This is a genomic window from Streptomyces sp. C1-1, from assembly GCF_050214755.1.
GTDB lineage: Bacteria > Actinomycetota > Actinomycetes > Streptomycetales > Streptomycetaceae > Streptomyces.
In genome coordinates, this window is record NZ_CP189826.1 from 2,068,740 (window position 1) to 2,094,868 (window position 26,129).

A 26,129-nucleotide genomic window follows, 5' to 3' on the forward strand; every position below is an offset into this window, starting at 1 on the left:
GTCCGGCCCGCAATGGCTGGGCGGCGGAGGGGGGACTTCCGTGTCCGCGTGGCGTGCGCAGCGCCGGTTCGGCTCAGGCGCCCGGGACGGGGAACAGCATGCAGCTGCTGGTGGCGTGCGCGAGGAGGCGGTCGGCGGAGTCGAGGAGCTGCGCCTCGGCGAGCGCGGTGCGCCGGCCGCTGCTGAGGACGCTGCCGACGGCACGGACCTTGCCCGTGTCGGCGGTGATCGGGCGCAGGAACTTCACGGTGAGGTCGAGCGAGGTGTAGGCCATGCCCTGCGGGAGGGTGGACTGCACGGCACAGCCCGCCGCGGAGTCGAGCATCGTCGCGTAGATACCGCCGTGGACGCTGCCGATGGGGTTGTAGTGCTCCTCGCCGGGCTCCAGCGAGAACACGGCGTGCCCGTGGTCGACCTCTTCGAGGTCCATGCCGAGGGTGGCGGCGATCGGCGGCGCGGGCAGCCGGCCGGCGAGGATCTCGCGCAGGAAGTGCAGGCCGGAGCCCTGGCCGACGGTGGCCGCGGAGATCGCGGGGTCGTCCCAGTCGTACGTACGTGAGCGTTCCATGCGGCTGCGCTTCCTCCTTGGCCCGCGAGGCCTCCGACGCTGTCGCCCGGTCCTCCGGGGCCCTCTGGCTCTGTCCGCCGAAGCTAGCTCTCCCCTCCGCTGACTGTCAATGTCGAAGTCAGGTGCTCTACGATGGCCGCATGAAGTGGCTCGAGATGAGCACCGAGAACTGTCCCGTGCAGCGCACCCTCGACCTGGTCGGCGAGAAGTGGACGCTGCTGCTGTTGCGCGACGCCTTCAACGGCGTGCGGCGCTTCGACGACTTCCGCCGCCATGTGGGACTGTCGGAAGCGGTCCTCGCCGACCGGCTGCGCAAGCTGGTCGCGGCCGGGGTCCTGCGGACCGTCCCCTACCAGGAGCACGGCAGCCGGACCCGGCACGAGTACCGCCTCACGCCCAAGGGCCGCGATCTGTGGCCCGTCCTGGTGGCGTTGCGGCAGTGGGGCGAGACCTACGTCGGGGACCCCGAGGGCCCGACGCTCGACATCCGGCACCGGGACTGCGGCGCCCCCGTCCGCGTCGTGGTCGAGTGCCCCGACGAGCACACCGCTCTCTCCCCCGCCGAGGTCACGGTCGTGCCGGGCCCGGCGGCGCGCCCGCTGGCCCGGTCGTCGACGCGGGCCTGATCCGCGGCCTGCCGCTCCGGACGCCGTACGGCGTCACGCGCCCTCGGCCAGGGCCCGCCCCCACGCCCGCTCGCGCAGCAGGCGCAGTCCGTTGAGACCGACGATCACGGTCGATCCCTCGTGACCGGCGACCCCGAGCGGCAGCGGCAACGTGCCCGCGAGGTCCCAGGCGACCAGGCCGGCGATGAACACCCCGGCGATCACGAGGTTCTGCACGACCAGTCGCCGGGCCCGGCGGGAGAGGGCGACGACGGCGGGCACGGTGGCCAGTTCGTCGCGCACGACGACCGCGTCCGCGGTCTCCAGCGCGAGATCGGAGCCGGCCCGGCCCATGGCGACGCCGGCGTGCGCGGCGGCCAGGGCGGGCGCGTCGTTGACCCCGTCCCCCACGACCAGCACCTTGCGGCCGGCGGCCTCCAACTCCCTGACGGCGAGGACCTTGTGCTGCGGCAGCAGCCCGGCCCGGACGTCCTCGATGCCGGCCTCCGCCGCCAGGTGCGCCGCCGCGCGCGGGTTGTCCCCGGTCAGCAGCAGGGGGGCGGTGCCGGTGAGGGCGGTGAGGGAGGCGACGGTCGCGGCGGCGTCGGGCCGCAGCCGGTCGGCCAGGCCCAGCACACCGACGGGGACCCCTTCGACGAGGACCAGGACGGCCGTACGTCCGCGCTCCTCCGTCTCGGCCGCGAGCACCGCCGCCAGGGCGGCCCTGGCGTCGTCCGCGCCGGCGAGCAGCCGGGCGGGGGCGCCGACCTCGACCCGGCGTCCGTCGACGGTCGCCACGACCCCCACCCCGGGTGTGGAGCCGAAGTCCTCGGCGGGCGGCAGTGCCGGTCCCCGCTCCCGCGCCGCCGCCACGACGGCACGCGCCAGCGGATGCTCGCTGGGGTGCTCGGCGGCGGCCGCCAGCCTTGTCACCTCCCGCTCCCCCAGGCCCGATCCGGGCAGCGACCGGACATCGGTCACCCGGGGGACGCCCTCGGTGAGCGTGCCGGTCTTGTCCAGCGCCACGGCGTCGACCTGTCCGAGCCGCTCCATCACCACCGCCGACTTCACCAGCACGCCGTGCCGGCCGGCGTTGGCGATGGCCGACAGCAGGGGCGGCATGGTGGCCAGTACGACCGCGCACGGCGAGGCGACGATCATGAAGGTCATGGCCCGCAGCAGGGCGCCCGTCAGGTCGTCACCGAGGGCGAGCGGCACCAGGAAGACCGCGAGCGTCGCCGCCACCATGCCGAGCGAGTAGCGCTGTTCGACCTTCTCGATGAACAGCTGGGTCGGCGCCTTGGTCTCGGACGCCTCCTCGACCATGCGGACGATCCGGGCGATCACCGAGTCGGAGGCATCGCGTTCGACGCGGACGCGTAGTGCGCCCGTACCGTTGACGGTCCCCGCGAACACCTCGTCGCCGGGCTCCTTGGCCACGGGCAGCGGCTCGCCGGTGATGCTCGCCTGATCGACCTCGCTCGCCCCGTCCAGCACCCTCCCGTCGGCGCCGACGCGTTCGCCCGGCCGTACGAGAACGAGGTCGCCGACCGCCAACTCCTCCACCGGCACGGCCTGTTCGGTGCCCTCCGGGGTGAGCCGACGGGCCGTGGCCGGGGCCAGGTCGAGCAGTCCGCGCACCGAGTCGGCGGTGCGGGCCGTGGCCAGGGCCTCCAGGGCACCCGAGGTCGCGAAGATGACGATCAGCAGGGCGCCGTCCATCACCTGGCCGATCGCGGCCGCCCCGAGGGCGGCGACGACCATCAGCAGATCGACGTCGAGGGTCCGCCCCGCGAGCGCCTTGAGACCTTCCCAGCCCGGTTCCCATCCCCCGGTCGCATACGCCAGCACGTACAACGGCCCCCACAGCCAGGCCGGTTGCCCCGCCAGCTGGAGCGGCAGGGCGAGCAGGAAGGCGGCCGTGGCGGCGAGGGCCCAGCGCGCCTCGGGCAGGGCCAGGAGGCGGGTGCGGCGCGGGGGTGCGACCGGGTCGGGTGCGGAGGCGGAGCGGGGTGGGGTGAGGGTGGAGGTCACCGGCCCACCATACAGGAACACATGAAGAGTCATTCATCTCTTCATTGGTTGATCCGTGCCGCTCCTCATCGGTCGATCCGCGTCGCCCCCCTCCGCCCACCGCGGCGCCGGAGCAGCAGCCGGCGCGCGGGGCGCTCGACCTTCTCGTACAGCAGCCAGGACAGGGCCAGGGACACGGTGAAGATCACGGCCGTGACGGTCAGGCCCTGCACGAAGCCGTAGCGGGGCTTGACCCCGAGCAGGGCGGTACCCGCCCGCAGGACCAGCAGATGGACCATGTAGAAGGCGAAGGAGAGCTCCCCGAGCCGCACCAGTCGCCGGTGCCGCCACAGCGAGGGCAGGCCGTGCAGGTCGGCGACGGCCGCCGCCGGGATGAGCAGGGCGAAGCCCAGGACAGTGCAGGTCGTCGCCGGGTAGCCGGCGGTCACCTGGGGTACGAGGAAGTAGCCGATGATCGCCAGCGCGAGGGAGCCCTCGAGGCCGGGTCCGCGCCAGCGGTCCAGGACAACGAGCCGGGCGACGGCGGCGCCGAGCACGAACTCGGGCAGGCGGGCGGCGGGGAAGGAGTACAGCGGCTGCCCGAACCAGTGATGGGCGTCGGCCCAGGCCAGCACCAGCACCGCCAGCAGCGACGCGACGGCCAGTGCCGCCGACCCGCGGGCGCCGAGCCGGCGCAGCAGGAGCGCGAGCAGGGGGAAGGCGGCGTAGAAGAAGGCCTCGCAGGCCAGTGACCAGCTGACCGGGTCGAGGGTCTGCCACCAGGGGCGCCACCAGGAGTGCAGCAGCAGGACGTTCGCCAGGCCCTGGCTCAGGGTCGGCATCGCCATGCGGGGCAGCGTCCAGGCCATCAGCAGGGCGAGGGCGGCGGTGACGAGATGGACCGGGAGGACGCGGGCGACCCGGCGTCTCCAGAAGGCCGGGGCACGGTCGCCGGGCCGCGCGGACCACATCAGCACGAAGCCGGACAGCACGAAGAAGAACGACACTCCCGTGCCGCCGGCCGCGAAGGCCCAGGTCGTGATGCGGTCGGCAGTGCCGCCGAGGTAGCCGAAGTTGTGCACGTGCAGGCCGAAGACCAGCAGCGCGGCCATCCATCTCAGTCCGGTGAGGGACGGCAGCGAGGGCGCCGCGGTCCTGGCGGTCCTGGTGGTGGTGGCCGCGGGTGCGGGCGTGGTCCTCGGTGTGCCGGCCGGCGCCGTTCCGGTCGCCGTCGTCATCGAGTCACCCTCCCGGGGATGTGCGTAGGGGACATGAGAGGGAGCGTTGCCGGTTCCCCGTCTTCCAATCGGTCGCGTAGGCAACGTCACACGAACGGCGGGCGTAAGCGGAGTCGTCCCTGGTGTCACGCCCCGGCTACCGGTGGGTCTATCGTCGGAACCGTGGGCCAGAGCGTGGGAGGTCGGCCGGTGATGCCGCAGGACGAAGCCGTGATCGGCTGCACGGGGAAGCTGCTCGTGGGCACCCGCGGAACGGCGGGCCCCGGCGAGATCATGGTGCGCGTACGGGGTGGCTCCGAGACCTTCATCGCCTGGTCCGACGCCCCTCTGCCGACGGGGGCGACGGTGCTCGTGATCGAGTCACGGGGGTGCCGTGAAGTCGGCGTCATCGAGTGGCAGGATCCACTCGCCGCGTTCGGCGACAGTGCCGACGCTGACTGAGGAGCAAACAGAATGTTCGGTTACCGCGTTCCCGCGCCAGACGAGGCGATGCTGATCTCGGGTGGCAGGCGGGGACTGGGGGGCGCGCCGTTCCGGGTGGTGACGGGGCACGGGAAGTTCGTGCTGCCGTTCTTCCGAAAGACCCGCTTCCTCACACTGGCGATGTGCGAGGCCGAGGTCACGGAGACCTGTGTGACCCGGCAGGGCATCGCGTTGAACGTCCGTGCCGTCATCGCGTTCAAGGTCGGCAACGACAACGAGAGCATCATCAACGCCGGCCAGCGTTTCCTCTCGGACCAGGACCAGATGTCGGTGCTGACCGGCCGGATCTTCGCCGGTCATCTGCGGGCCATCATCGGCTCCATGACGGTCGAGGAGATCGTCACCGAGCGGCAGAAGCTCGCCGCGGAGGTGCTGGACACCTCCAAGATGGAGATGGCGAAGATCGGCCTGATCGTGGACTCGCTGCAGATCCAGTCGATCGACGACGGCGACGCCGGCTACATCGACGCCATGTCCGCGCCGCACCGCGCGGCCATCCAGCGGCAGGCCCAGATCGCGCAGGCCCAGGCCACCCAGACCGCGGCCGAGGCGCAGCAGGAGGCGGCGCGCAAGCAGGCCGAGTACGCCCGGCAGACCGCCGTCGTCAAGGCGGAGTACTCGGCGGAGGTCGACCGCGCGCAGGCCCAGGCCGCGCAGGCCGGTCCGCTGGCGCAGGCCCACGCCCAGCAGGAGGTGCTCGCCGCGCAGACCGAACTGGCGCAGCGGCAGGCGCAGTTGCGTCAGCAGCAGCTGGTGGCGGAGATCGTCAAGCCCGCCGAGGCGGAGGCCGAGCGGATCAAGCTGCTCGCCCAGGCGGACGCACAGCGGATGAAGATCCAGGCCGAGGCGGCCGCCTCCTACGACCGGGTCGCCCTCGACCGGATGCTGATCGACCAGCTCCCGCAGATCGTGAAGGAGGCCGCGGGCGGCCTCGCCGGCGCCAACGTCAACGTCCTCAACGGCGCGGACGGCCTCGGCGAGATCGCCGCGGGCCTGGTCTCGCAGGGCCTGACGATCCTGGACTCGGTCCGCCAGAACCTCGGCGGCCAGGACTCCGACGGCCGTCGCAGCGCGGGCGACGGCGTGCTGGAGCTGCGCGCGAAGGACGACCGCAAGCCGGGCGACGGACCGGTGAACGTCGACTGATCCGGGACGCGGTCTCCGTTCCGGCGGGGACCGCGTCCTACTCTGACCGTCATGGGCGACGGCGACTTCACCGACCTGCGGGGCACGGAGTTCGAGCGCGCGGACCTGGGCGGCGCCCGGTTCACCGCGGTGGGGCTCGACGGAGCGACGTTCCGGTCGTGCGAGCTGAACCACGTCGTGATGCGGGGTGTGGAGCTGGTCGACACCACCATCGACGGCGAGATCAGGAACCTCGTGGTCAACGGCGTCGACGTGGCACCGCTGGTGGAGGCCGAGCTGGACCGCCGGCACCCCGACCGCCCCAGGTTCCGGCCGACCACGGCCGACGGGTTCCGTGCGGCCTGGGACCTCGACGAGCGGCTGTGGGAGGCCACCGTCGCCCGGGCCCGCCGGCTGCCCCCGGAGTCGCTCCACGCGTCCGTGGGCGGGGAGTGGTCGTTCATCCAGACCCTGCGTCACCTCGCCTTCGCGAGCCAGTCGTGGGTGGAGCGCTGCATCCTGCGCGACCCCTCGCCCTGGCACCCGCTGTCCCTGCCGTGGGACGAGATGGGCCCCCGCCCGGGCGTCCCCCACGACCGTGACGCCCGTCCCTCGCTCGACGAGGCGCTCGCCCTGCGGCGGGCGGCGATGGCGGCGGTGCGGCGGGTGGTCGACGGCCTGACCGACGACCTGCTCGACGCCCGCACCGAACCGCTCGTCGGGCCCGGTTGGCCGGACGAGGGCGAGACCTTCGCGGTCCGCGACTGCCTCCTCGTGGTCCTCAACGAGGAGTGGTGTCATCGTATGTACGCCGAGCGCGACCTGACCGAGCTCGAGAGAAGGGGCTGACCGCGTGGAACTCGCCTTCACGGGCCGGGTGATCGAGTGGCGCGGGCCGGCGCCGTACTACTTCGTGGCCGTGCCCGACCAGGAGTGCGCCGACGTCCGCGAGGTGGCCGCGACCGCCACATACGGCTGGGGTGTCGTCCCGGTCGAGGCCCAAATCGGTGAAGTCGCCTTCGCCACCTCGCTGTTCCCCAAGGACGGCGGCTATCTGCTGCCCCTGAAGAACGCCGTGCGGGTGCCGCAGGGCGTGGCGGCGGGGGACGACGTGGCGGTGCGGATGACCGTCCGCCTCTAGGATCCGCCGTCCCCCGTATTCTTCGATCATGGCCGATACCGAAGTGATGCGGCTGGCCGAGATGCCGCTGCACGACCCGTTCGTCGTCGCCGACAGCGGCACCCGCACGTATTACCTGTACACCTCCAACGACCCGTCGGTGTCCGGTGTGGAGGGCGTCGGCACGATGGTCTACCGCAGCCGCGACCTGCGCGACTGGACGCGTCCCACGGTGGTCTTCCTGGCCGCCGAGCAGAGCGAACCGTGGGCGGCCGACGGCGGCTGGGCGCCGGAGGTTCACGAACGGGACGGCCGTTACTACCTGTTCACCACCCTGCACGACGAGAGCAAGCCGCTGCCGGTACCGCCCCCGGGCCACTACGGCACGCCGTTCCGGCTGCCGACCCACCGGCGTGGCACGGTCACCGCCGTGTCCGACTCGCTGCTCGGGCCGTTCACGCTCGTCGACGCCTCCCGCCCCACACCGCCCGCCCACCTCATGACCCTCGACGGGACGCTGTACGTCGACCCCTGCGGGCAGCCCTGGATGGTGTACGCCCACGAGTGGCTGCAGACCGTCGACGGGACGATGGAGGCGATCCGGCTGGCCCCGGACCTGACGCGAACCGTCGGGGACCCCGTCTTCCTCTTCAAGGGCTCGGACGCGCCCTGGCTCGGGGAGCAGATCCCCGCCGGCGTCCCGCACCAGCTGCCGCCCTACGTCACGGACGGCCCGCAGCTGCACCGCACTGCGGACGGCGCCCTGTTGATGCTGTGGTCGACGTACGAGAAGAACCGGGCCGGCGCGGACGGCGGCCTCGGCGGCGGATATGTGCAGACCTACGCCGTCTCCCGCTCCGGTGAGCTGCGGGGCCCGTGGGAACAGCGACGGCCCCTGGTCCGCGACGACAGCGGGCACGGCATGCTGTTCCACACCTTCGAGGGCCGGTTGATGATGGTCCTGCACCGCCCGTTCGAGAACGCCCGCGGCAAGCTGTACGAAATGGAGCTGCACGGCGACGAGTTGCGCGTGCTCCGGCAGCGCACGGACCTCGACGGCGGCGGGTGAGCGCGACCACCGTGGCCGGGGACGTCCGGAGGTCACCGGACGTCCCCGGCCGGGACGGCGTCAGCCCTTCATGGCGTCGCGGACGAGCGCGGTGTCGACGAACTGCTCGAAGCGGACGATGAGTCCGCCGCGGACGACGAAGTGGTGGGCCACGCGGACGTCGATCGGCCTGCCGGTGGCCTTGTTGACCGCGGTGTAGCGGGCCAGGACGACGACGTTCTCGCCGTCGACGACGTAGGTGTCGTCGTGGGCGGTCCAGCCGTCCCACTCCTTGCCCAGCCGCTCCATCACGTTCGACGTCACGCCTTCGGGGGTGCGGTAGTTGCCGGCCAGCGGGAAGCCGGCCATCTCCGTCCACTCCACATCGGGCGCGAGAGTGGCCCGCAGGGCCGCGAGGTCACCGGCCGCGGAGGCCAGGTACTGGCGTCGTACGACGTCGGCGGGTGCCGTGGAGGTGGCGAACTCGTCCATGGTCAGCCCCACTTCATCTCGCCCTTGGCGACCTTCGAGCCGATCTGGGCGGCGATCAGCATGCCGTGGTCGGGGAAGCGCTTGACCAGGGCGTCGTTCAGCGCGGCTCCGTCGGCGGCCTTGCCCAACTCCTCCTCGAAGGCGACCAGGTAGGCACGGGTGGCGGTGATGGCGGAGGCGTCGGCGGCGGTTCCGGGCAGGCGGTGGCCGGGGACGACCAGCTCGGGCCGGAGGGCGGCCATCTCGTCGAGCAGCTCGATCCAGACGGCGCGGTCGCCCGGGGTGGGGGTGTCGGCGACCCAGACGTGCTCCTGCTGGAAGAGCAGGACGCCGCCGAGGAGGGCTCGGTGCTCGGCCTGCCACAGGTAGTGCCGGTCGGGCAGGCCGGCCGGGCCGCCCTTCAGCTCGAAGCGGTGGCCCTCCAGGGTGAGGTCGCCGCTCAGCGGCTCCAGGTCGACCAGGCGGGTGGGCAGGTTCGCCCCGAGGGCCGCCCAGGCCTTGAGCTTGCCCTCGTAGGAGTGGGCGATGTGCTCGATGACGAGCGGGGTGGCGACGAACTTCGCCTCGGGGAAGGCGTCGGCGAGGACTTCGGCGCCGAAGTAGAAGTCGGGGTCGGCGTGGGAGACGAAGACGGTGGTCAGCCGCTTGCCCGAGTCGAGGACCTCGGCGGCCAGCCGGTGACCGTCGGCGCGGGTGAAGGCGGCGTCCACCAGCAGCGCGTCGCTCTCGCCGGTGACGAGGGTGGCGGTCTTGTTCTTGCTGCCGGCCGGGAAGTCCAGGTCGAGGACCTTGAAGGAGAGAGTGCTCATCGTTGGCTCCTTGCGGGAGGAGGGGCGGGGAGACGGGAACGGGAGGGGATCAGTGGGCGTCGAGGGCCGCGAGGCGTCGGTCGATGTCGTCGGCGGAGGCGTGGCCCTCGGCCAGGACCGTGACGCGGTCGCCGTGGACGGCGAGGAGGGTGGGGAAGGCGTTGACGCCGAGCTCGGCGGCCCGACGGAAGTCGGCCTCGGCCGCGGCCCGCGTCCCGGGCGCCCGGAAGGCGGTGACCACGGCTTCGGCGTCGAGGCCGGCCCGCTCCGCGAGCGTCCCGTAGGTCGCGGGGTCGGAGAGGCTCAGGCCCTCGACGTAGAAGGCGTGCTGGAGAGCGGCGGCGAGTTCGGGCGCGCGGTGCGGGGCGGCGTCGCGCAGGGCGACGGTGCCGCGGGCGGCGGCCTCGGAGTCCATCACGAACGAGCCGTCGGCGATCAGCCGGTCGTAGGCCTTGCCGAACTCGGCACCGGTCAGCCGGGCGATCCGGGCGTTTGCCCCCTGCGCGTAGCCGAACTCGCGGATCGGCACCCGGCGCGATCCGGTGAACAGCCCGCCGGAGACGACCTCGACCGGCAGCTCGGGATGGCGGGAGACGACCTCACGCAGCGTTCCGGAGAACCCGTGCGACCAGCCGCAGTAGGCGTCGTAGACGTGGACGAGCTTCATCGAGGACCTCGACAGGGTGCGGCGCTCGCCGACTGCGAGCGGTTCACCTGACGGAACAGTAACTGACTCGTCAGATATTTCGCCAGCGGTATGGCGCTCGCCGTACGCCTGCATGCCCCTGGCCCCCTCGGCCCCGGAGGGCTCTCAGGGCAGCCGGGGCAGCTCGTCGCGTGCGGAGTGGCTGAGTATGCGCAGGTCCTCGGCGAACCGGTCGCGGTCCTCGGGCGGCAGCGGCGCCAGGAAATGGCGTCGGATGTTCTCCACGTGCAGCCGGGAGGCCCGTACGACGGTCTCCTCGCCCAGCGGGGTCAGCCTCACCAGTCGGCCGCGCCGGTCGTCGGGATCCTCGGCGCGCGCGACCAGTCCCGCCTTCTCCATCCGGTCCACCAGGCGGGTGACACCGCCCGTGGTCAGCACCTGCTCCTGGGCGATGGCCCGCATCGACAGCCCGGGCCCCTCCGCCCGCCCCAGGATGAGCAGCACCTCGAACATGAGGTGGCTGATGCCGCACTCGCGCTCCAGCGCCCGGCCGAGGATGTACTCCAGCCGGTTCGCGGCCCCCTGCAGCCGCCCGAAGGCCAGCACCAGCGCGTTGTCCGCGGCGTCCTTGGGCGACGTGATCTCCGCCCGCTCGTCCACGTTCCCACCACCCGTCCGGTCGTCCACGGCATCCATCCACTGATCATGCCGTGGATCCCGCCCCCGCACGCGGACACCCCCGGAACTTCCGTCGCCGCGCCGGACCCGGCGGCCGGCGCGGCCGCGCCCGGGACCGCGTGTCGTCACGTCTCCTGGAGCGGCGCCGTCCGGTCGAGGCGGAGGAGTACGGCGGTGTCGGGGCGCGGCAGGGTGACGGTGAGGCGGCCGTGGGCGGCGTCCCAGTGAGTGATGGCGTCGGCGGTGGCCGGGTAGAGGAGCGTGGGGGTGACGCGGGCGCCGCGGAGGTGGTCGAGGGGGACGGTGCGGGTGCTGCCGGTGGCGTCGTCACCGGGGGCCGGGTCCCGTCGCCACAGCGTGAGCCAGTCGGCGTCGGCTCCGCGCCGGCCGAGAGCGATCCAGGAGTCCTCCCACGCGGGCAGGCCGAGCGGCCAGAAGGGCAGGCCGGTGGGGATCTCCGCACGGAGTTCCTTGTAGACGGACAGCCCGGTGCGGACGAGGTCGAACTGTTCCGGGTCCATGCGGTCGAGGAACCCGGACAGGTGGATGCGTCCCGTCATCGCGCCGGTGAGGGTGAAGGCGATCAGGTCCGGGTCGAAGTGCGGCTGGGGGTAGGCCCATACGGCGGCCTGCTCGGGCGTCACCGCGGTGGCGGCCGCGGCCGCGATCGGCGGACAGCGCAGGGGGTCCTGCTGGTCGCTGGTGGACTGCACCTGGGTGAGGGCGAGTTGGGCGTAGTCCATGCGCAGTCCGCCCGAGCCGCAGTTCTCCAGGATGAGTCGGGGATACCGGTCGAGAACGGCGCCCAGCCAGTCGAGGTGGGCGCGATGGTGCCCGAGCAGTCCCGCGCCGGCGCCCTCCTCGCCGCTCTCGGTGCCCGGCCCGACGTTGATGTTGTAGTCGAGCTTCAGATAGCCCACTCCCCACTCCCCCACGATCCGGTCGACGACCCGGTCGAGGTGGGCGCGGGCGGCGGAGTGGCGCAGGTCCAGGTGGTGGCGGCCGTGCTCGGTGACACGTATGCCGCCCCGGCGGAAGAACGCCTCGGGCGGCAGGGTGCGCGCCAACGGGCTGCGTACGCCCACCACTTCGGGCTCCAGCCACAGGCCCGGCGTCATCCCGTGCTCCCTGACGGCGTCCAGGACCTGCTGGATGCCGCCCGGAAAGCGACGGCCGGAGGGCTCCCAGGCGCCGACGGCGTCCCACCAGCCCTGGGCGTCGTCGTCGTACCAGCCGGCGTCGACGACGAAGACCTCGGCGCCGGCGGCGGCCGCCGCCTCGATGAGCGGCAGCAGCTTCTCGGTGGTGGGGTCGCCCATCAGGGTGTTCATGTAGTCGTTGTAGATCACCGGGAGAGCCGTGTGGTCCGGGTGGCCGCGGCGCATGCGGCGCCGGCAGTCGGTGAGTTGCCCGAAGGCCGCGTCCAGGCCGCCCGCCGCGACGCCGGCGAGGGTCGCGGGGACGGTGCTGAACTCCTCGCCGGGCGCGAGGACCTGCTGCCACTGGTGGTGGGCGTCGTCGGGGCCGAACAGGGCGACGTAGGCGGCGCCCTCGCGTTCGCCGGTCTCGTAGCGCCAGCCGGCGCTGGACTCGATCTGCCACAGCCACGCACGCCCCGTCGGGTCGGTGAGCGCGGCGACCGGGAGATGCCGGCCCGTGGACCAACTGCCCTGCGAAAAGCGCTCGAAGCAGCCGCGGCCTTCGTGGCCGTGGGCGGCTCGGTTCAGCCGGACGACCTGGTCACGGAACGGCGCCTGCCGCCAACGGCACTCGGCGAGCCAGTCGTTGTCCGCCCAGTGCAGGGTGAGGCCGTCGAGGGCGCCTGCGGCGAGACCGCCGAGCGCGAGGCTCGACACGCTCTCCAGCCGCAGCGGGACGGCACCCTCGTTGACCAGGCGCACCTGCGAGCGGACGAAGCCGGCGCCGGGGCGGGTCCGCAGACTCACCTCGGCGGTGAGGCCGGTCACCGGGTCCGCGAGCGCGATCGTCGTGCGGTGCCACTCCCCTTCCTGGACCGTCTCGTGGCCGCGGTGGGCGAGGCGCTCACCGATCGCGGTGTCGATGAACCGTTCCCCCGACCAGGTGCGCCCGTGGCCGGTGGCGGCGACCTCCACCAGGGGCAGCAGGGTGTCCCCGTCCTGTCCGGGCGCCCCCAGCCTGACCGACCCACCGGGACCCACGACGGCCCTCAGCCCGAGTACCTCCTGGGACCAGAGAACCGATCCCTCCGCTGCTTCGACGGCACTGGTCAACGCGGTTCCCTTCGGTGGCGGGCGGGCTTCAGCAGATCTTTCCAGGACCGGGCCCTGCTACTCGGACCGCCCACCTCGCGTACAATTACCCCCGGGGGTATCCGAGAGGACAGTGGTCATGGAGCTCGAACCGACGGACACGGAGCTGCGCGCGGTACTGAACCGGTTGCGGCGGGCACAGGGACAGATCTCCGGAGTGATCCGGATGATCGAGGAGGGGCGGGACTGCGAGGACGTCGTCACGCAGCTGGCGGCGGCGTCGCGGGCGCTCGACCGCGCGGGATTCGCGATCATCGCGACCGGCCTGCAGCAGTGCGTCGTGGACGGCGAGAGCGCGACGGACCCCGCCGGGGGGCAGGAGCGGACACGCGCCCGCCTGGAGAAACTCTTCCTCTCACTCGCCTGATCACCGTCGACCGTCTCGGCGACCCCGAATCTCGACTCCGAATCCCGAATCCCGAATCCGAAGGAGAACACCTCATGTGCCGACAAGCGGTCTGCCGAAAGTGCAAGGGCATCACGTACCGGGGCTGCGGCATGCACGTCGACCAGGTACTCGCCGGAGTCCCGCGTTCCCAGCGCTGCACCTGCTCCGAGGACGAGGCTCCGGCCGCAGGACTGTTCAAGCGCCTGTTCGGCGGGCGTTCCTGAGCGGACGCACGAAAAAGGGTCCTCGCAGGCTCTCGCCCGCGAAGACCCTTCGCACCGTCGGGACGACAGGATTTGAACCTGCGACCCCTTGACCCCCAGTCAAGTGCGCTACCAAGCTGCGCCACGTCCCGGTGCCCGTCTGACCTGGGGTTTCCCCGGGCCGAACACGCAGGGAAACCATACCGCACTCGAGTCCATGGTCGCGCACGGCTTTTCGCGGGCCCCGCGCCCGCCCACGGGCCCCGCCCCCCGGCGCCGGCGCCCCCGCCGGTCAGTCGCCGGACGGCGTCCCCAACTCCGGATAGGCGTCCAGCAGTCGGGACGGGGCCGCCTGGCGCCAGGAGTCGGCGAGTATGTCGCGCAGTTCGTCCTCGTCCTCGATCGCGTCGAGCCGGGCCCTGACCCAGGCGAACTGCGCCTCGTGGTCGGCGATCCAGAACTTCGCCGGTTCGGCCAGCACCAGTTCGTCGCGCTCCTCCTTGGGACAGCGCACGGCGATGGAGGTCTCGTCCTCGGGCAGCGTGGCGAACATCTTCCCCGCGACTCTGAAGGTGGGCATGCTCCAGGCGATCTTCTCCGTCGTGTCCGGCAGGGCGAGGCAGATTCGGCGTACGTCTTCGGCATCCGGCATGCTCCGCACGTTAGCCGCCGCCACTGACAATCACCTGGTGGGAGCGTCGGCGCCCGTCTCCCGGCCAAGGGCCTTGCAGTAGATCGACGTCGGTCTCAGCACCCCGTCCGGGGCCGCCGCGTAGTCCGGGATGGCGCCGATCCGGCTCCAGCCGGCCGTCCGGTAGAGCCGCTCGGCGGGGCTGTCGGTCTCGGTGTCCAGGTGCAGCAGGGTGATTCCGGCCGCGGCGGCGGCTTCCTCCGCCGTGGTCAGGAGCCGGCGGCCGAGGCCCTGCCCGCGGGCGTCCCGGTGCACCATCAGCTTCACCAGTTCGGCCCGGTGGCGGCTGTTGGGCTTGTCCGGGAAGTCCAGACTCACCGTGCCGACCGGCCGACCGCCGTCGTGGGCCACCCACACCGCGAGCCGGCCCGCCGCGGTGCCGGCGGCGCGCTCCCGCCACCAGGCGAGGGCCTCCGACCGGTCGAGCGGCGCGAGGAAGCCGATCGAGGCGCCGCCTTCGACGGTGTCGACCAGCAGGTCGGCCAATCCGGGCGCGCACGCGAGCAGTTCGGCGTGGTCCAGGCGCTTGACGATCATGGCAGCACCACCGCCAGTACGTAGCGCACGTCCGCCGGGCCCGCGCACCGGAACCGCGTCGGCCCCCACACCCGCAGCCGCAGGCAGTCCCCCGTGCCGAGGTGGTGCTCCGTCTCTCCCGCCGTCACGTCGAGTGCTCCTTCCAGGACCCAGATGTGCTGTTCCAGGCCGGGTACGGGCGGCCGGTCGTAGGAGAGGTCGGCTCCCGCGGCGAGCCGCCCCTCGACGAGTTCGCCGCGCAGCCCGGCGTGCGGCGGCGAGACGGACCGTCGTACGAAGCCGGAGGCGCGGTCCCGCCACACCGGCTGCTCGGCGGCCGGCACCAGGAGCGTGGGCTCCGCCTCCACCTCGGCGAGCAGCAGGGACATGGTCCGCCCGTAGACGGCGCACAGGCGGTTGAGCAGTGCTGCGGTGGGGCTGATCTCCGCCCGTTCGGCGCGGGAGAGGGTGGACTTGCTGACGCCGCTGCGTTCCGCCAGCTCCCCCAGCGACCAGCCGTGTTCGGCTCGCAGCTCGGCGAGCCGAGCTGCGAGCCGGGCGTCGACCGGGTCCGGGGCAGAGGCCGAGGACGGGGCCGAGGACGAGACGTCCCCGGCGAGCTCATCGCGTTTCACATCCGGGACGATATCCCTGATATGAAACAGACAGGTTACGGAGTCTTCACTCCGGCCGCCTCGCGCAGCGCCTCCAGCACGGGGCGGATCAGCGGATGCTCCTCGGCCCCGCGTCGTACGGCCGCGAAGACCCGGCGGGTGGGCGCGACGCCGTCGACGGGCCGTACGACGACGCCGGCGAGGTCCATCCCGCTCAGCGCCGACCGCGGTACGAGGGCCACACCGGCGTCGGCCGAGGCGAGGGCGACGACCGCGCGGAAGTCGTCCGAGGAGTGCTCCAGGCGCGGCTGGAACCCGGCGCTCTCGCAGGCCAGCACGACCACGTCGTGACAGGGGTTGCCGGGGTACGGGCCGATCCACGCGTCCTTGGCCAGGTCGGCGAGCGGGATCTCGGCGGCCTCGGCCAGCCGGTGGCGCACGGGCACGACCGCGTCGAACGGCTCGGCGTACAGGGACACGTGGGTCAGCCGCGGGTCGTCGGCGGGCGGGGCGCCCCGGTACTCCACGGCGACGGCCACGTCGACCTGCCGGTCCAGCACCATCGGCAGGCTGGCGTCGCCCTCGGCGTCCTGGACGCGGATGCGGATGCCGGGCGCCGACTCGGCGAGACGGGCCACCGCGGGGGCGACGACCTGGGCGATGCCGGTGGCGAAGGCGGCGACGGTGACGGTGCCGGCGGCCCCCGATCCGTACGCGGCCAGCTCGGCCTCCGCGCGCTCCAGCTGGGCGAGGACCGCGTTGGTGTGGCTGAGCAGGATCTCGCCGGCCGGGGTCAGCCGTACGCCCTTGGCGCCGCGCTCGACCAGGCGGTGACCCGTCTCCTGTTCCAGGGCGGTGAGCTGCTGGGAGACCGCCGAGGGGGTGAGGTACAGCGCGGCGGCAGCCGCCGTCACCGTGCGGTGGTCGGCCACCGCACGCAGGATGTGGAGCCGCCGCGCTTCGATCATGGAGTCGATTGTCTCAAATGGGCCCCTTCACCGATCGCGGCGGCCGGGCCCCGGCCTCAGTCCTGCTCGGCCTCCAGCTGCGTCCGCGCGGCCAGGAAGGCGTCGACGGCCCGGTTCACGTCCTCGGTCGAGTGCGCGGCGGACAGCTGGACGCGGATACGGGCCTGCCCCTGCGGCACCACGGGGTAGGAGAAGCCGATCACGTACACGCCCCGCTCCAGCAGCAGCTCGGCCAGCCGGCCCGCCTTCGCGGCGTCGCCGATCATCACCGGGGCGATGGCGTGGTCGCCGGGGAGGACCTCGAAGCCCTCCTCGGTCATCCGGCGGCGGAAGAGGGCGGTGTTCTCGGCCAGCCTGACGCGCAGGTCGTCCGCCGACTCCAGCAGGTCGAGGACCTTCAGGGAGGCGGCCGCGATCACCGGGGCGAGCGTGTTGGAGAAGAGGTACGGGCGCGAGCGCTGGCGCAGCAGGGCGACGATCTCGGCGCGGGCCGCCACGTAGCCGCCCGAGGCGCCGCCGAGGGCCTTGCCGAGGGTGCCGGTGATGATGTCCACGCGGTCCATGACGCCGTGCAGTTCGGGGGTGCCCCGGCCGCCGGGGCCGACGAAGCCGACGGCGTGCGAGTCGTCGACCATGACCATGGCGTCGTGGCGGTCGGCGAGGTCGCAGATCTCGCGCAACGGCGCGACGTAACCGTCCATCGAGAACACGCCGTCGGTGACGATCAGCTTGCGCCGCGCACCCGCGGCCTCCTTCAACTGCCGTTCCAGGTCGGCCATGTCACGGTTGGCGTAACGGAAGCGGCGGGCCTTGGACAGCCGGATGCCGTCGATGATGGAGGCGTGGTTGAGGGCGTCGGAGATCACCGCGTCCTCCGGGCCCAACAGGGTCTCGAAGACACCGCCGTTGGCGTCGAAGCAGGAGGAGTACAGGATCGTGTCCTCCTGGCCGAGGAACGCCGACAGGCGCGCCTCGAGTTGCTTGTGCACCTCCTGCGTACCGCAGATGAACCGCACGGACGCCATGCCGTAGCCCCAGCGGTCGAGGGCCTCGTGGGCGGCGGCGATCACCTCGGGGTGGTCGGCCAGGCCGAGGTAGTTGTTGGCGCAGAAGTTGAGGGTCTCGCCGGGGCGGCCGCCCGCGGTGACGTTGACGGTCGCGGACTGCGGGGTGCCGATCACACGCTCGGGCTTGTGCAGGCCGGCGGCGCGGATCTCGTCGAGGGTGGCGCGCAGGTCGTCGCGCACGGAGTCGAACATCTCAAAGCTCCTATGGATGCTGATGACTTACGCGGTCCAGTCGAGGATGACCTTGCCGCCGCGGCCGCTCGCCGCGTCGGCGAAGGCCGCCTCGAAGTCGCGGTAGCCGTACCGGCCGGTGATCACGGGCGACAGGTCGAGGCCGCCTTCGAGCAGCACCGACATCGCGTACCAGGTCTCGAACATCTCCCGGCCGTAGATGCCCTTGACGGTGATCATCGAGGTGACGATACGGGCCCAGTCGACCGCGAACTCCTCGGCGGGCAGGCCGAGCATGGCGATACGTCCGCCGTGCGTCATGTTGGCGATCATGTCACGCATGGCCTCGGGCCGGCCGGACATCTCCAGGCCGATGTCGAAGCCCTCCCGCAGCCCCAGCTCCCGCTGCCCGTCGGCGATCCGGGACTGCGAGACGTTCAGCGCCAGGCTCACGCCGATCTTGCGGGCCAGTTCCAGCCGTTCCTCGCTGACGTCGGTGATCACGACGTTGCGGGCGCCGGCGTGCCGGGCCACCGCGGCGGCCATCAGGCCGATCGGCCCGGCGCCGGTGATGAGCACGTCCTCGCCGACCAGCGGGAAGGACAGCGCGGTGTGCACGGCGTTGCCGAACGGGTCGAAGATCGCCGCGACGTCGAGATCCACCGGCACCCGGTGCACCCAGACGTTGGCGGCGGGAAGGGCGACGTACTCGGCGAAGGCCCCGTCCCGGCCGACACCGAGCCCGACCGTGGCCCGGCACAGGTGGCGGCGGCCGGCGAGGCAGTTGCGGCACTTGCCGCACACCAGGTGGCCCTCCCCGCTGACCCGGTCACCGGCCTTGATGTCCGCGACGTCCCGCCCGGTCTCGACGACCTCGCCGACGAACTCGTGCCCGAGCACGAGCGGGGTGCGGATCGTCTGCCGCGCCCAGCCGTCCCAGGAGCGGATGTGCAGGTCGGTGCCGCAGATGCCGGTGCGCTGCACCTTGATCAGTACGTCACCGGGTCCCACCGCGGGCTCCGGGACGTCCGCGAGCCACAGCCCGGGCTCCGCCTTCTCCTTGACCAGCGCCTTCAACGCTACGGCTCCTGACGGTGAGACCCCGGGCGCGGGCATGCCGAGGAAGCCCGCATCCGGGGAGAGGGGTGGGATCGCGTAGCAATCTGCCGCACGTTCCCGCCCCGGTCCATCGAGAGTTTCTTAACCCGCGCCGCAGATCCGCTTCACGCCCCGGAGACGCCACACGTCCCGGAGACGCCTCGAGCCCGGAGCCGCCTCACAGCCGGGAGACCTGGTAGTGGCCGATGTGCCACTCGTCGCCCTCCCGGGTCACCAGGACCGAGAGCTTGACGTCCAGGGGCGGCCGGTCCGTGAAGGAGAACTCGACGGCCAGGTAGCCGAGGACGAGTCCGTCGGCGGGCCGCCGGGTCTCCAGGATGCGGTACGCGGCCTTCATGCCGAGGGGCTGGGAGTCGTAGTACTCGGCGACGCCCTGCCGTCCGACGCTGTAGGGGTGGAGCCCCTGGAAGATCGCGTCCTCGGTGAAGACCGAGGCGACGAGTTCGGGCCGGTGCTCGTCGACCGCGGCCTTCCACCGGTCGAGGACGCCGCGCAGGACGCTCTCGTCGGCTGTCGTGCTGGTCATGGCTGCTCCTCGGAGGTGTCAGTGGCCGGCGCTCATGCCGCCGTCGACGTGCAGGATCTCGCCGGTGACGAACGGTGCCGTCTCCAGGAAGAGCACGGCGTCGACGATGTCGCCCACTTCACCCATCCGGCCGACGGGGTGCAGGGCGGCGAGGAAGTCGTGCGTCTCGGCCGGGTGCATGGGGGTCTTGACGGTGCCGGGCGAGACCGCGTTGACCCGGATGCCGCGGGTGGCGTACTCGATGGCGAGGGACTTGGTCGCGGACTGCAGACCGCCCTTGGTGAGCGAGGCCAGGACCGAGGGGACCCGGGAGTCGGCGGCGTCGACCAGGCTCGTGGTGACGCTGACGATGTGGCCGCCGCCCTGGGCGAGCAGGTGCGGGACGGCCTGCCGGGTGAGGTGGAAGAAGCCGGCGACGTTGATGCCGGTCACGGTGGCGTAGTCCTCGGCCGTGTAGTCGGTGAACGGCTTGGCGACGAAGACGCCCGCGTTGTTGACCACGGTGTCGATACGGCCGAAGCGCTCGACGGCGGCCGCGACGACTCGCTCGGCGGTGGCCGGGTCGGCGATGTCGCCCTGGACGGTGACGACGCCGGCGTCGTCGACGGGGGCGATGGTGCGCGAGGTGGCGACGACCGCGTAGCCGAGCTTGCGGTAGCCCTCGACGATTGCGGCGCCGATGCCCTGGGAGGCGCCGGTGACGATCGCGACCTTCTGGTTCTGCGTGCTCATGGTGACCTTCTCCGAAGTGATGACCGGCTACTAGCCGACCGGTCGACTATCTGGAAGCTAGGCCGGACCGCACGGGGACGGAAGGATCGGTTCCCTACCGCGTGGGAGGCTGAACCTCCCAGCGCAGGTCAGCCCGGGAGCGCGTACGGATCGCCGGCGGGCAGCCAGGCGTCCGGGGCGTGGATACCGAGGTCGCCGACGCCGTCGCACAGGGAGTCGACGGTGGCGAGGACGGCGGCGCGGTCCTCCTTCTCGCGCCACACGAGCGACCACGTCCAGTACACCTTCGGGGCGACGATCTCGCGGCGGACCAGGTCGGAGGGGATCGGGTCGCCCTGCCCCTTGGGGGAGTTGAGGACCGGGCGGCGGCAGCGGCGGACGTGGTCGAAGAAGGCGGGGCCGGTGACGGCCCCGTCGGAGATGCGCACCGGACGGGCCCCGGTGCTGAGGGCGAGTTCCTCGGCGTAGACGTTCCAGGACTGCCAGGAGGTGATGTCGTCGTCGATGAGGACGTCCGTCTCCCCCGCGGCCACCTCGCCGGTGTCGGTGCCCTTGGCGACGGCGTAGAGCCGGTCGGCGCCGATCAGCCGGGCCCGCAGCCCCAGCCGCTTCAGGTCCTCGTCGCGCACCCAGCACACGGCTAGGTCCAGGCTGCCGTCGGCGACCCGGGCGGCCTGCGTGTGGGAGGGGGCGACCCAGGCGTCGACCCGGACCTGGGCGACCGAGGCCGTGCGCGAAGCCAGGTCGGCGGGCAGCCAGTTGACGTATCCGAGGCGAACCGGCCGGTAACCCGACAGCCGGCCGGCCCGGCGCTCGAGATCGTCCGCCCGCTCCAGCAGGGCCCGGGTGTGCGGGAGCAGGTCGGCGCCGGCCGCCGTGAGGGAGACCGAGCGGCGGTCCCGGTCGAAGAGCCGTACCCCGAGGTCCCGTTCGAGCGCCTTGATCTGCTGGGAGAGCGAAGGGCCCGCGATGAGCAGCCGCTCGGCGGCCCGGCCGAAGTTCAGCTCCTCGGCGACCGCGACGAAGTACCGCAGCTGGCGCAGTTCCACGCGCGCCATGCTACGCGCGCTGGTAGGCCGGGCCTATCAGCAGCGAGGAAGCCGGTCGTGGCAGGTGTGCCGGGGGCGGACGCACGATGGGCTCACCGACGAGCACGAACGGAGTGCGTCATGCGAGAGTTCCTGGTCGAGATCACCACCACCGTCCCCGAGGGCACCGGCCAGGACGAGGTCGACCGGCGGCGGGCCGCCGAGGCCGTCCGCGCCCGGGAACTGGCCGCCACCGGCCATCTGGCCCGACTGTGGCGCCCGGTGGGCGAGTTGCGCAGCATCGGCGTCTGGCGGGCCACCGACGAGGCGGAGCTGCACGAGAAGGTGCTCGGCACGCTGCCGCTGCGCCCGTGGATGGCCGTCACGGTCACCCCGCTGGAGTCGCACCCGAACGATCCGGGCCGATGAGGCGCTCCTCCCCCTGGACCCATGTCGCCCGGGCCGCCGCCGCACTCGCGGCGGGCATGGGCGTCGGCCGCTTCGTCTACACCCCGATCCTGCCCCTGATGCACACCGGGGCGGGCCTGCCGGCCGCCTCCGGGGCGAACCTGGCCACCGCCAACTACGTCGGCTACCTGGCCGGGGCGCTCGCGGGCATCCTGGCCCCCGCGCTGACCCGCTCGCGCGCCGTGCTGCGCGGGTCGCTGCTGCTGCTGACCGGGACGCTCGCCGCGATGCCGCTCACCCACAGCACGGCCGTCTGGGCCCTGCTGCGGCTGGCGGCCGGGGCGGCCGGCGCCCTGGTGTTCGTCGTCGCGGCCGGATCCCTCCTGCACCACCTGCGCGACCGTCCGCCGCACCTGTCCGGCTGGGCGTTCGGCGGCGTGGGCGGCGGGATCGCCCTGTCCGGCCTGCTGGTCCTGGTCCTGCGGTCCTTCGGCGACTGGCGTACGGCCTGGTGGGCGGCGGCCGTGCTCTCCGCGCTGCTCACCGCCGCCTGCTGGAACCTGCGGCCGGAGGCGGCGCCCGCCGCCCGGGTGGCAGGGGGCGGGGCGCGGCCCCGCACGCACCGCTGGTTCGGCGCGCTGTTCGTCAGCTACACCCTGGAGGGCGTCGGGTACATCGTCGCCGGGACCTTCCTGGTCGCGGCGATCGGACAGGAGGCCCCCGGCCCGGTCGGCAGCGGCGCCTGGGTGCTCGTCGGGCTGGCCGCCGTACCGTCCTCGGCGCTGTGGGCGCGGCTGGGGCGCCGCTGGTCCCGTCCCGGGCTGCTGGTCACGGCGCTCGTGGTGCAGGCGGCGGGCATCGCCCTGCCCGCCCTGGCCGGCGGTACGGCGGCCGCCTACGGCTCGGCGGTGCTGTTCGGCGCCACGTTCATCGGCGTGAGCACGCTCGCCCTCGGCATCGGGGCCCACCTGCGCTTCCCGCGCTCGGTCGCCCTGCTGACCGCCGGGTACTCCGTCGGCCAGATCCTCGGCCCACTGGCGGTGGCGCCGCTGCTGCACCACGGCTACCGGCAGGCGCTGCTCCTGGCCGCCCTGGTCGTCCTCGCCGCGGCCGCGGCCGCCGCCCTGCTGGGCGTCGGTTTCCCGCACCACATGCCGGCAACGCAGCGCACGGGACCGGCGGGGCGGCGACAATCGAGCGAGGAAGCGGGCGCGCTCGCCCCGCACTCGGCCGACTGACGTGGAGCCGCACATGACCACCGCACGGGACCTCGCGATCGTCGCCCTGGACGTGGCGACCGACAAGCCGGTGGAACAGGGCGACCTGTCGCTCGCGCTCGCGGCGGCCGAGGTGTTCGACCTCGTCGAGGCGAAGGCCCTCGTCCTGGACGGGGATCGCATCCTGCCCAGCGCCCAGTCCCCCACCGGCGACCGGCTGCTGGACGAGGCCGCGGCGGCGCTCGTACGGCAGGAGCCGTACGAGTCGGTCGAGGACTGGCTGTGGCGCCGGGGCCGCGGGCTGTCCGCGGCCTACGTCGACGACCTGGAGCGGGTCGGGCTGACGGCCCGGCCGCGGGGCCGCCGGATTCCGCTGCGGACCGGGCGTTCGGTGCTGGTCGACTCGGCGGCCCGGCGCGCGGCCGAGGAGCGCCGGGCGGCGGGCGAACCCGTCCTCGCCGCACTCGCCGCCGCGGCCGGCATCGGCGCCGAACCGCCCGAGATCCCCGAGGAGTTGGCGGGCGACACGGCCACGACCGTACTGGCCGCCGTCGGCAACGCGGTGATGGAACTGGAGGCCGTCCGCCAACGCCGCCAGATCGAGGACGCGGCGTTCGACAACGTCTGGCGGGGTTACTAGGAACCGGTGGTGCCCAGCAGGGCGCGGCAGTTGTCCCACAGGGGGCTCAGTCGGCCGGTGTCGTTGTAGAGCTTGGCAAACATCACCTGGCCCTCCAACTGGGCCACCACCGCGCGCGCGGCCCGGCGGGTGTCGGTCACGGTGACGTCGCCGCGCTCACGGGCCTCGGCGATCACCGCCTCGACCATGCCGATCTGCGCTTCGAAGATCTCCTGCAACCGCTCGCGGACGGCCTCGGTCTGGTTGCTCAGCTCCAGGGTGAGGTTCCCGAACAGGCAGCCCGAGACGGTGCCGCAGCCCTGCTGGACGGCGCGCTGCCCGGCCTCCGTCTCCTCGAACAGCCGCCGCAGGCGCCGCAGGGGCTCCGCGTCACCGCCCAGGGCGCGGGTCCAGTCGCGCTTCTGGGCCGCCCAGTGCTCGTCGACGACGGCGAGCGCGAGCGCCTCCTTCGACTCGAAGAAGTAGTAGAAACTCCCCTTCGGCACCCCCGCGGCCTTGCAGATCTCGGCCACGCCCAGGGCGGAGTAGCCGCGCCCCTCGATCAGCGAGCGCGCGGCACCGAGGATCTTGTGCTTGGCGTCGCTGGTGCGTCCCATACGGACAGCGTACGGAAGTATTGGACCGGTCGGCTAGTGATGGTGGCCGGTCCCCGGGTCACAGCAGCGGAAGCCCGTCCGCCTCACGCCGCTCCAGCCGCGCCACCAGCTCCGCCGCCGAGGCCTTGATGCTCTCGAGGCCGGGCCGGCCCCACGGCCGCGGCTCCACGTCGGCCACGCACACCGTGCCGAGCACCATGCCCGTACTGTCGACGAGCGGCGCGCCCAGATAGGAGCGGATGCCGAACTCGTCGACGATCGCGTTGCCCGCGAACCGCGGGTAGTCACGCACGTCCTCCAGCACCAGCGCCTTGCGCCGCACCACCACATGAGGGCAGAAGCCGTGGTCGCGGGTCAGTTCGCGGCCGAGCACCGGTGCGCTGCCGTCGGCCCTGACGACGACGGCCGGCGGTACGTCCGGCACCCGCAGGCCCGCGAAGAACTGGCGGTTCTCGTCGATGAAGTTGACCATGGCGTACGGCGCCCCGGTCACCTCGGCGAGACGGCCGGCGTAGGCGTCGAGACCGGGGTCCGGGTGTTCGTTCAGGCCGAGTTGGCACAGGCGCAGGGTGCGGGCGGGAGCCTCCTTGTCCTCGGGGGTGAGCAGCAGTCGACCGGCGGGGCGCGCCGGGTCGTACCTCATGGGCGGGCTCCGTCACTGTGGACGCGGGTCATGTAGGGGCTCCATGGCGGGTGTTCGGGAATCACATGTGGGCGCCGTGGCTCGGCGCGTGGGCCGGGGCGTGTGCGATGAGATGGCGGACGAGGGTCAGCAGGGTCTGCACACCCGAGCTGGAGATACGGGCGTCGCAGCGCACGACGGGGATCTCCGGGGGCAGGTCGATGGCGGCACGGACCTCTTCGGGGTCGTAGCGGTAGGAGCCGTCGAACTCGTTGATGGCGACGATGAAGCCGAGGCCGCGCTGCTCGAAGAAGTCGACCGCGGCGAAGCACTCCTCCAGGCGGCGGGTGTCGGCCAGGATGACCGCGCCGAGCGCCCCTTCGGAGAGTTCGTCCCACATGAACCAGAACCGCTCCTGCCCGGGCGTGCCGAACAGATAGAGCACATGCTCCGGATCGAGGGTGATGCGGCCGAAGTCCATGGCCACCGTCGTCTCGACCTTGTTCTCGATCCCGTCGAGCCGGTCGGTCGCGGCGCTGACCGTGGTGAGCAGCTCCTCCGTGCTCAGCGGCGCGATCTCGCTCACCGCGCCCACGAAGGTCGTCTTGCCGACTCCGAACCCTCCGGCGACCAGGATCTTCAGTGCGGTCGGGAAGGGGTCAGAGCTGTCGTCGTAGTCCATCGAGCACTGCCTCCAGTAGGGCCCGGTCGGTCGGGGCGTGGTGGAACTCGGGGGGCTTGGTGGTCAGCGCCCCGCAGTCGACGAGGTCCGACAGCAGCACCTTGGTGACCACCGCCGGCAGCTTGAGATGGGCGGCCAGCTCGGCGACCGAGACGGGCGCGCGGCACAGGTCGAGGGCCTGCTGGTGCTCGGGGCCGAGGTAGCCGAGGGGCGTGGCGCCAGTGGCCATCACATGGGACAGGAGGTCGAGGGCGATGGTCGGCCGGGTGCGGCCGTTGCTGACCGTGAAGGGGCGCACCAGCCGGCCGGCCGCGTCGTCGAGCCAGGGCCCGTCGCCCGCCGCCGTCACGTTCAAGGCCTCATCGCCGTGGGTTCGACGGCGTGCTGCCGGGGCGCGGTGGCCAGGTACGGGCGGACGCTCTTGACCAGCATGGCCATCTCGTAGCCGAGGACGGCCGCGTCGGCCTCGCGGCCGGCGAGCACCGCGAGGCAGGTCCCGGAGCCCGCGGTGGTCACGAACAGCAGGGTCGAGTCGAGCTCGACGACGACCTGGCGGACCTCTCCGCCGTCGCCGAAGCGGACCCCGGCGCTGCGGCCGAGGGAGTACAGGCCCGAGGCCAGCGCCGCCATGTGGTCGGCGCTGTCCGCGTCGAGGCCGTGGACCGACTTCACGAGCCCGTCGCAGGAGAGGAGTACCGCGCTGGTGGTGTGCGGTACGCGCTGCACGAGGCCGCTCATCAGCCAGTCGAGATCGGATGCATGGCCGGTCGGCGCATCGCTCGCCATGGTGGATCGACTCCTTGGGGTACGAAGGTCTGCGGGAGC

Annotated in this window: 33 protein-coding genes and 1 tRNA gene; 11 read left to right on the top strand and 23 right to left on the bottom strand. The window is 72.6% G+C overall.

The window, feature by feature from the left end:
- Positions 1-73 precede the first annotated feature (73 nt).
- Entirely contained in the window at positions 74-568 is a 495-nt protein-coding gene (locus ACQF4J_RS09460) for a PaaI family thioesterase (RefSeq protein ID WP_351573448.1), read from the bottom strand.
- Between the two features lie 140 nt (positions 569-708).
- Here ACQF4J_RS09460 and ACQF4J_RS09465 point away from each other — a divergent pair, with 140 nt between their 5' ends.
- Positions 709-1,194, top strand: a complete 486-nt coding sequence (locus tag ACQF4J_RS09465; RefSeq protein ID WP_351573445.1) for a winged helix-turn-helix transcriptional regulator — start codon at positions 709-711, stop codon at positions 1,192-1,194.
- 33 nt (positions 1,195-1,227) lie between these two features.
- Here the strand turns inward: ACQF4J_RS09465 and ACQF4J_RS09470 are convergent, their stop codons facing one another.
- The gene (locus ACQF4J_RS09470; protein WP_351573442.1) at positions 1,228-3,207 is read right to left on the bottom strand and encodes a heavy metal translocating P-type ATPase; all 1,980 of its coding nucleotides are present in this window, start codon (positions 3,205-3,207) and stop codon (positions 1,228-1,230) included.
- Between the two features lie 65 nt (positions 3,208-3,272).
- Positions 3,273-4,424, bottom strand: a complete 1,152-nt coding sequence (locus ACQF4J_RS09475) for an acyltransferase family protein (RefSeq protein ID WP_427165460.1) — start codon at positions 4,422-4,424, stop codon at positions 3,273-3,275.
- Between the two features lie 192 nt (positions 4,425-4,616).
- Here ACQF4J_RS09475 and ACQF4J_RS09480 point away from each other — a divergent pair, with 192 nt between their 5' ends.
- The 5 genes from ACQF4J_RS09480 to ACQF4J_RS09500 are packed head-to-tail and all read left to right on the top strand — an operon-like array spanning position 4,617 to position 8,221.
- Positions 4,617-4,865 (top strand): hypothetical protein, encoded by a 249-nt coding sequence (locus ACQF4J_RS09480; RefSeq protein WP_351573436.1) that lies wholly within the window; start codon positions 4,617-4,619, stop codon positions 4,863-4,865.
- A 12-nt stretch (positions 4,866-4,877) separates the two neighbouring features.
- On the top strand, positions 4,878-6,053 hold the full coding sequence (locus ACQF4J_RS09485) for an SPFH domain-containing protein (protein ID WP_351573433.1): 1,176 nt from the start codon (positions 4,878-4,880) through the stop codon (positions 6,051-6,053).
- Between the two features lie 51 nt (positions 6,054-6,104).
- A complete protein-coding gene (locus ACQF4J_RS09490; RefSeq protein ID WP_351573430.1) occupies positions 6,105-6,881 on the top strand; it encodes a DinB family protein in 777 nt (258 codons plus the stop codon).
- 4 nt (positions 6,882-6,885) lie between these two features.
- Positions 6,886-7,173, top strand: coding sequence for a DUF1905 domain-containing protein (locus ACQF4J_RS09495; protein ID WP_351804465.1), 288 nt, complete (start codon positions 6,886-6,888; stop codon positions 7,171-7,173).
- 28 nt (positions 7,174-7,201) lie between these two features.
- Positions 7,202-8,221, top strand: coding sequence for a glycoside hydrolase family 43 protein (locus tag ACQF4J_RS09500; RefSeq protein ID WP_351804467.1), 1,020 nt, complete (start codon positions 7,202-7,204; stop codon positions 8,219-8,221).
- A 60-nt stretch (positions 8,222-8,281) separates the two neighbouring features.
- On the opposite strand, the gene ACQF4J_RS09505 is transcribed toward ACQF4J_RS09500, so the two are convergent.
- The 5 genes from ACQF4J_RS09505 to ACQF4J_RS09525 all read right to left on the bottom strand — a co-directional run bounded on the left by ACQF4J_RS09505 (position 8,282) and on the right by ACQF4J_RS09525 (position 13,077).
- Positions 8,282-8,692, bottom strand: coding sequence for a nuclear transport factor 2 family protein (locus tag ACQF4J_RS09505; RefSeq protein ID WP_351573421.1), 411 nt, complete (start codon positions 8,690-8,692; stop codon positions 8,282-8,284).
- Between the two features lie 2 nt (positions 8,693-8,694).
- Positions 8,695-9,501 (bottom strand): MBL fold metallo-hydrolase, encoded by an 807-nt coding sequence (locus tag ACQF4J_RS09510; protein WP_427165461.1) that lies wholly within the window; start codon positions 9,499-9,501, stop codon positions 8,695-8,697.
- 49 nt (positions 9,502-9,550) lie between these two features.
- Entirely contained in the window at positions 9,551-10,168 is a 618-nt protein-coding gene (locus ACQF4J_RS09515; protein WP_427165462.1) for a DsbA family protein, read from the bottom strand.
- 144 nt (positions 10,169-10,312) lie between these two features.
- Positions 10,313-10,843 carry a MarR family winged helix-turn-helix transcriptional regulator gene (locus tag ACQF4J_RS09520; RefSeq protein WP_427165463.1) on the bottom strand — a complete coding sequence of 177 codons (531 nt, stop codon included), beginning with the start codon at positions 10,841-10,843 and terminating at the stop codon, positions 10,313-10,315.
- Between the two features lie 107 nt (positions 10,844-10,950).
- Positions 10,951-13,077, bottom strand: coding sequence for an alpha-galactosidase (locus ACQF4J_RS09525; RefSeq protein WP_427165464.1), 2,127 nt, complete (start codon positions 13,075-13,077; stop codon positions 10,951-10,953).
- A 118-nt stretch (positions 13,078-13,195) separates the two neighbouring features.
- Between ACQF4J_RS09525 and ACQF4J_RS09530 the strand changes: the two genes are divergently transcribed.
- Both ACQF4J_RS09530 and ACQF4J_RS09535 read left to right on the top strand, forming a co-directional pair.
- On the top strand, positions 13,196-13,483 hold the full coding sequence (locus ACQF4J_RS09530; RefSeq protein WP_351573413.1) for a metal-sensitive transcriptional regulator: 288 nt from the start codon (positions 13,196-13,198) through the stop codon (positions 13,481-13,483).
- A gap of 74 nt (positions 13,484-13,557) precedes the next feature.
- Entirely contained in the window at positions 13,558-13,728 is a 171-nt protein-coding gene (locus ACQF4J_RS09535; protein WP_351573410.1) for a hypothetical protein, read from the top strand.
- Between the two features lie 57 nt (positions 13,729-13,785).
- Here the strand turns inward: ACQF4J_RS09535 and ACQF4J_RS09540 are convergent.
- The 10 genes from ACQF4J_RS09540 to ACQF4J_RS09585 form a co-directional block, all read right to left on the bottom strand.
- Positions 13,786-13,859 (bottom strand) — tRNA-Pro (locus tag ACQF4J_RS09540).
- A gap of 140 nt (positions 13,860-13,999) precedes the next feature.
- Entirely contained in the window at positions 14,000-14,359 is a 360-nt protein-coding gene (locus tag ACQF4J_RS09545; protein WP_351573407.1) for an MmcQ/YjbR family DNA-binding protein, read from the bottom strand.
- A 30-nt stretch (positions 14,360-14,389) separates the two neighbouring features.
- A complete protein-coding gene (locus ACQF4J_RS09550) occupies positions 14,390-14,935 on the bottom strand; it encodes a GNAT family N-acetyltransferase (protein ID WP_351804477.1) in 546 nt (181 codons plus the stop codon).
- Positions 14,932-15,549, bottom strand: coding sequence for a helix-turn-helix domain-containing protein (locus ACQF4J_RS09555; RefSeq protein ID WP_351573401.1), 618 nt, complete (start codon positions 15,547-15,549; stop codon positions 14,932-14,934). Before ACQF4J_RS09555 ends, ACQF4J_RS09550 begins: the two co-directional genes overlap by 4 nt.
- A 35-nt stretch (positions 15,550-15,584) precedes the next feature.
- A complete protein-coding gene (locus tag ACQF4J_RS09560) occupies positions 15,585-16,496 on the bottom strand; it encodes a LysR family transcriptional regulator (protein WP_351573398.1) in 912 nt (303 codons plus the stop codon).
- Positions 16,497-16,552: 56 nt separating this feature from the next.
- Positions 16,553-17,755, bottom strand: coding sequence for a glycine C-acetyltransferase (locus ACQF4J_RS09565; RefSeq protein WP_427165465.1), 1,203 nt, complete (start codon positions 17,753-17,755; stop codon positions 16,553-16,555).
- A 27-nt stretch (positions 17,756-17,782) separates the two neighbouring features.
- A complete protein-coding gene (tdh, locus tag ACQF4J_RS09570; RefSeq protein ID WP_351573392.1) occupies positions 17,783-18,811 on the bottom strand; it encodes an L-threonine 3-dehydrogenase in 1,029 nt (342 codons plus the stop codon).
- 199 nt (positions 18,812-19,010) lie between these two features.
- Positions 19,011-19,379, bottom strand: a complete 369-nt coding sequence (locus tag ACQF4J_RS09575; protein ID WP_427165466.1) for a YybH family protein — start codon at positions 19,377-19,379, stop codon at positions 19,011-19,013.
- 18 nt (positions 19,380-19,397) lie between these two features.
- Entirely contained in the window at positions 19,398-20,111 is a 714-nt protein-coding gene (locus tag ACQF4J_RS09580; RefSeq protein ID WP_351573386.1) for an SDR family NAD(P)-dependent oxidoreductase, read from the bottom strand.
- 128 nt (positions 20,112-20,239) lie between these two features.
- Positions 20,240-21,169, bottom strand: coding sequence for a LysR family transcriptional regulator (locus ACQF4J_RS09585; protein WP_427165467.1), 930 nt, complete (start codon positions 21,167-21,169; stop codon positions 20,240-20,242).
- Positions 21,170-21,280: 111 nt separating this feature from the next.
- Between ACQF4J_RS09585 and ACQF4J_RS09590 the strand changes: the two genes are divergently transcribed.
- Genes ACQF4J_RS09590 through ACQF4J_RS09600 form a run of 3 tightly spaced genes read left to right on the top strand, consistent with a single transcriptional unit; the run spans position 21,281 to position 23,404 of the window.
- A complete protein-coding gene (locus ACQF4J_RS09590; RefSeq protein ID WP_351573380.1) occupies positions 21,281-21,568 on the top strand; it encodes a muconolactone Delta-isomerase family protein in 288 nt (95 codons plus the stop codon).
- Entirely contained in the window at positions 21,565-22,785 is a 1,221-nt protein-coding gene (locus tag ACQF4J_RS09595; protein WP_427165468.1) for a YbfB/YjiJ family MFS transporter, read from the top strand. Before ACQF4J_RS09590 ends, ACQF4J_RS09595 begins: the two co-directional genes overlap by 4 nt.
- A gap of 13 nt (positions 22,786-22,798) precedes the next feature.
- The gene (locus ACQF4J_RS09600) at positions 22,799-23,404 is read left to right on the top strand and encodes a GPP34 family phosphoprotein (protein WP_351573374.1); all 606 of its coding nucleotides are present in this window, start codon (positions 22,799-22,801) and stop codon (positions 23,402-23,404) included.
- Here ACQF4J_RS09600 and ACQF4J_RS09605 read toward each other — a convergent pair.
- The 5 genes from ACQF4J_RS09605 to ACQF4J_RS09625 all read right to left on the bottom strand — a co-directional run bounded on the left by ACQF4J_RS09605 (position 23,401) and on the right by ACQF4J_RS09625 (position 26,090).
- Positions 23,401-24,000: a TetR/AcrR family transcriptional regulator gene (locus ACQF4J_RS09605; RefSeq protein ID WP_351804485.1), complete on the bottom strand. Its 600-nt coding sequence runs from the start codon at positions 23,998-24,000 to the stop codon at positions 23,401-23,403. The two genes, ACQF4J_RS09600 and ACQF4J_RS09605, sit on opposite strands and share 4 nt — an antisense overlap.
- 58 nt (positions 24,001-24,058) lie before the next feature.
- On the bottom strand, positions 24,059-24,643 hold the full coding sequence (locus ACQF4J_RS09610; protein WP_351804487.1) for a GAF domain-containing protein: 585 nt from the start codon (positions 24,641-24,643) through the stop codon (positions 24,059-24,061).
- Positions 24,644-24,704: 61 nt separating this feature from the next.
- A complete protein-coding gene (locus ACQF4J_RS09615) occupies positions 24,705-25,304 on the bottom strand; it encodes a GTP-binding protein (protein ID WP_058921822.1) in 600 nt (199 codons plus the stop codon).
- Positions 25,282-25,653, bottom strand: coding sequence for a DUF742 domain-containing protein (locus ACQF4J_RS09620; protein ID WP_351804527.1), 372 nt, complete (start codon positions 25,651-25,653; stop codon positions 25,282-25,284). The genes ACQF4J_RS09615 and ACQF4J_RS09620 overlap by 23 nt, the downstream gene beginning before the upstream one ends.
- Before the next feature lie 2 nt (positions 25,654-25,655).
- Entirely contained in the window at positions 25,656-26,090 is a 435-nt protein-coding gene (locus ACQF4J_RS09625; protein ID WP_272174322.1) for a roadblock/LC7 domain-containing protein, read from the bottom strand.
- Positions 26,091-26,129: the final 39 nt, after the last annotated feature.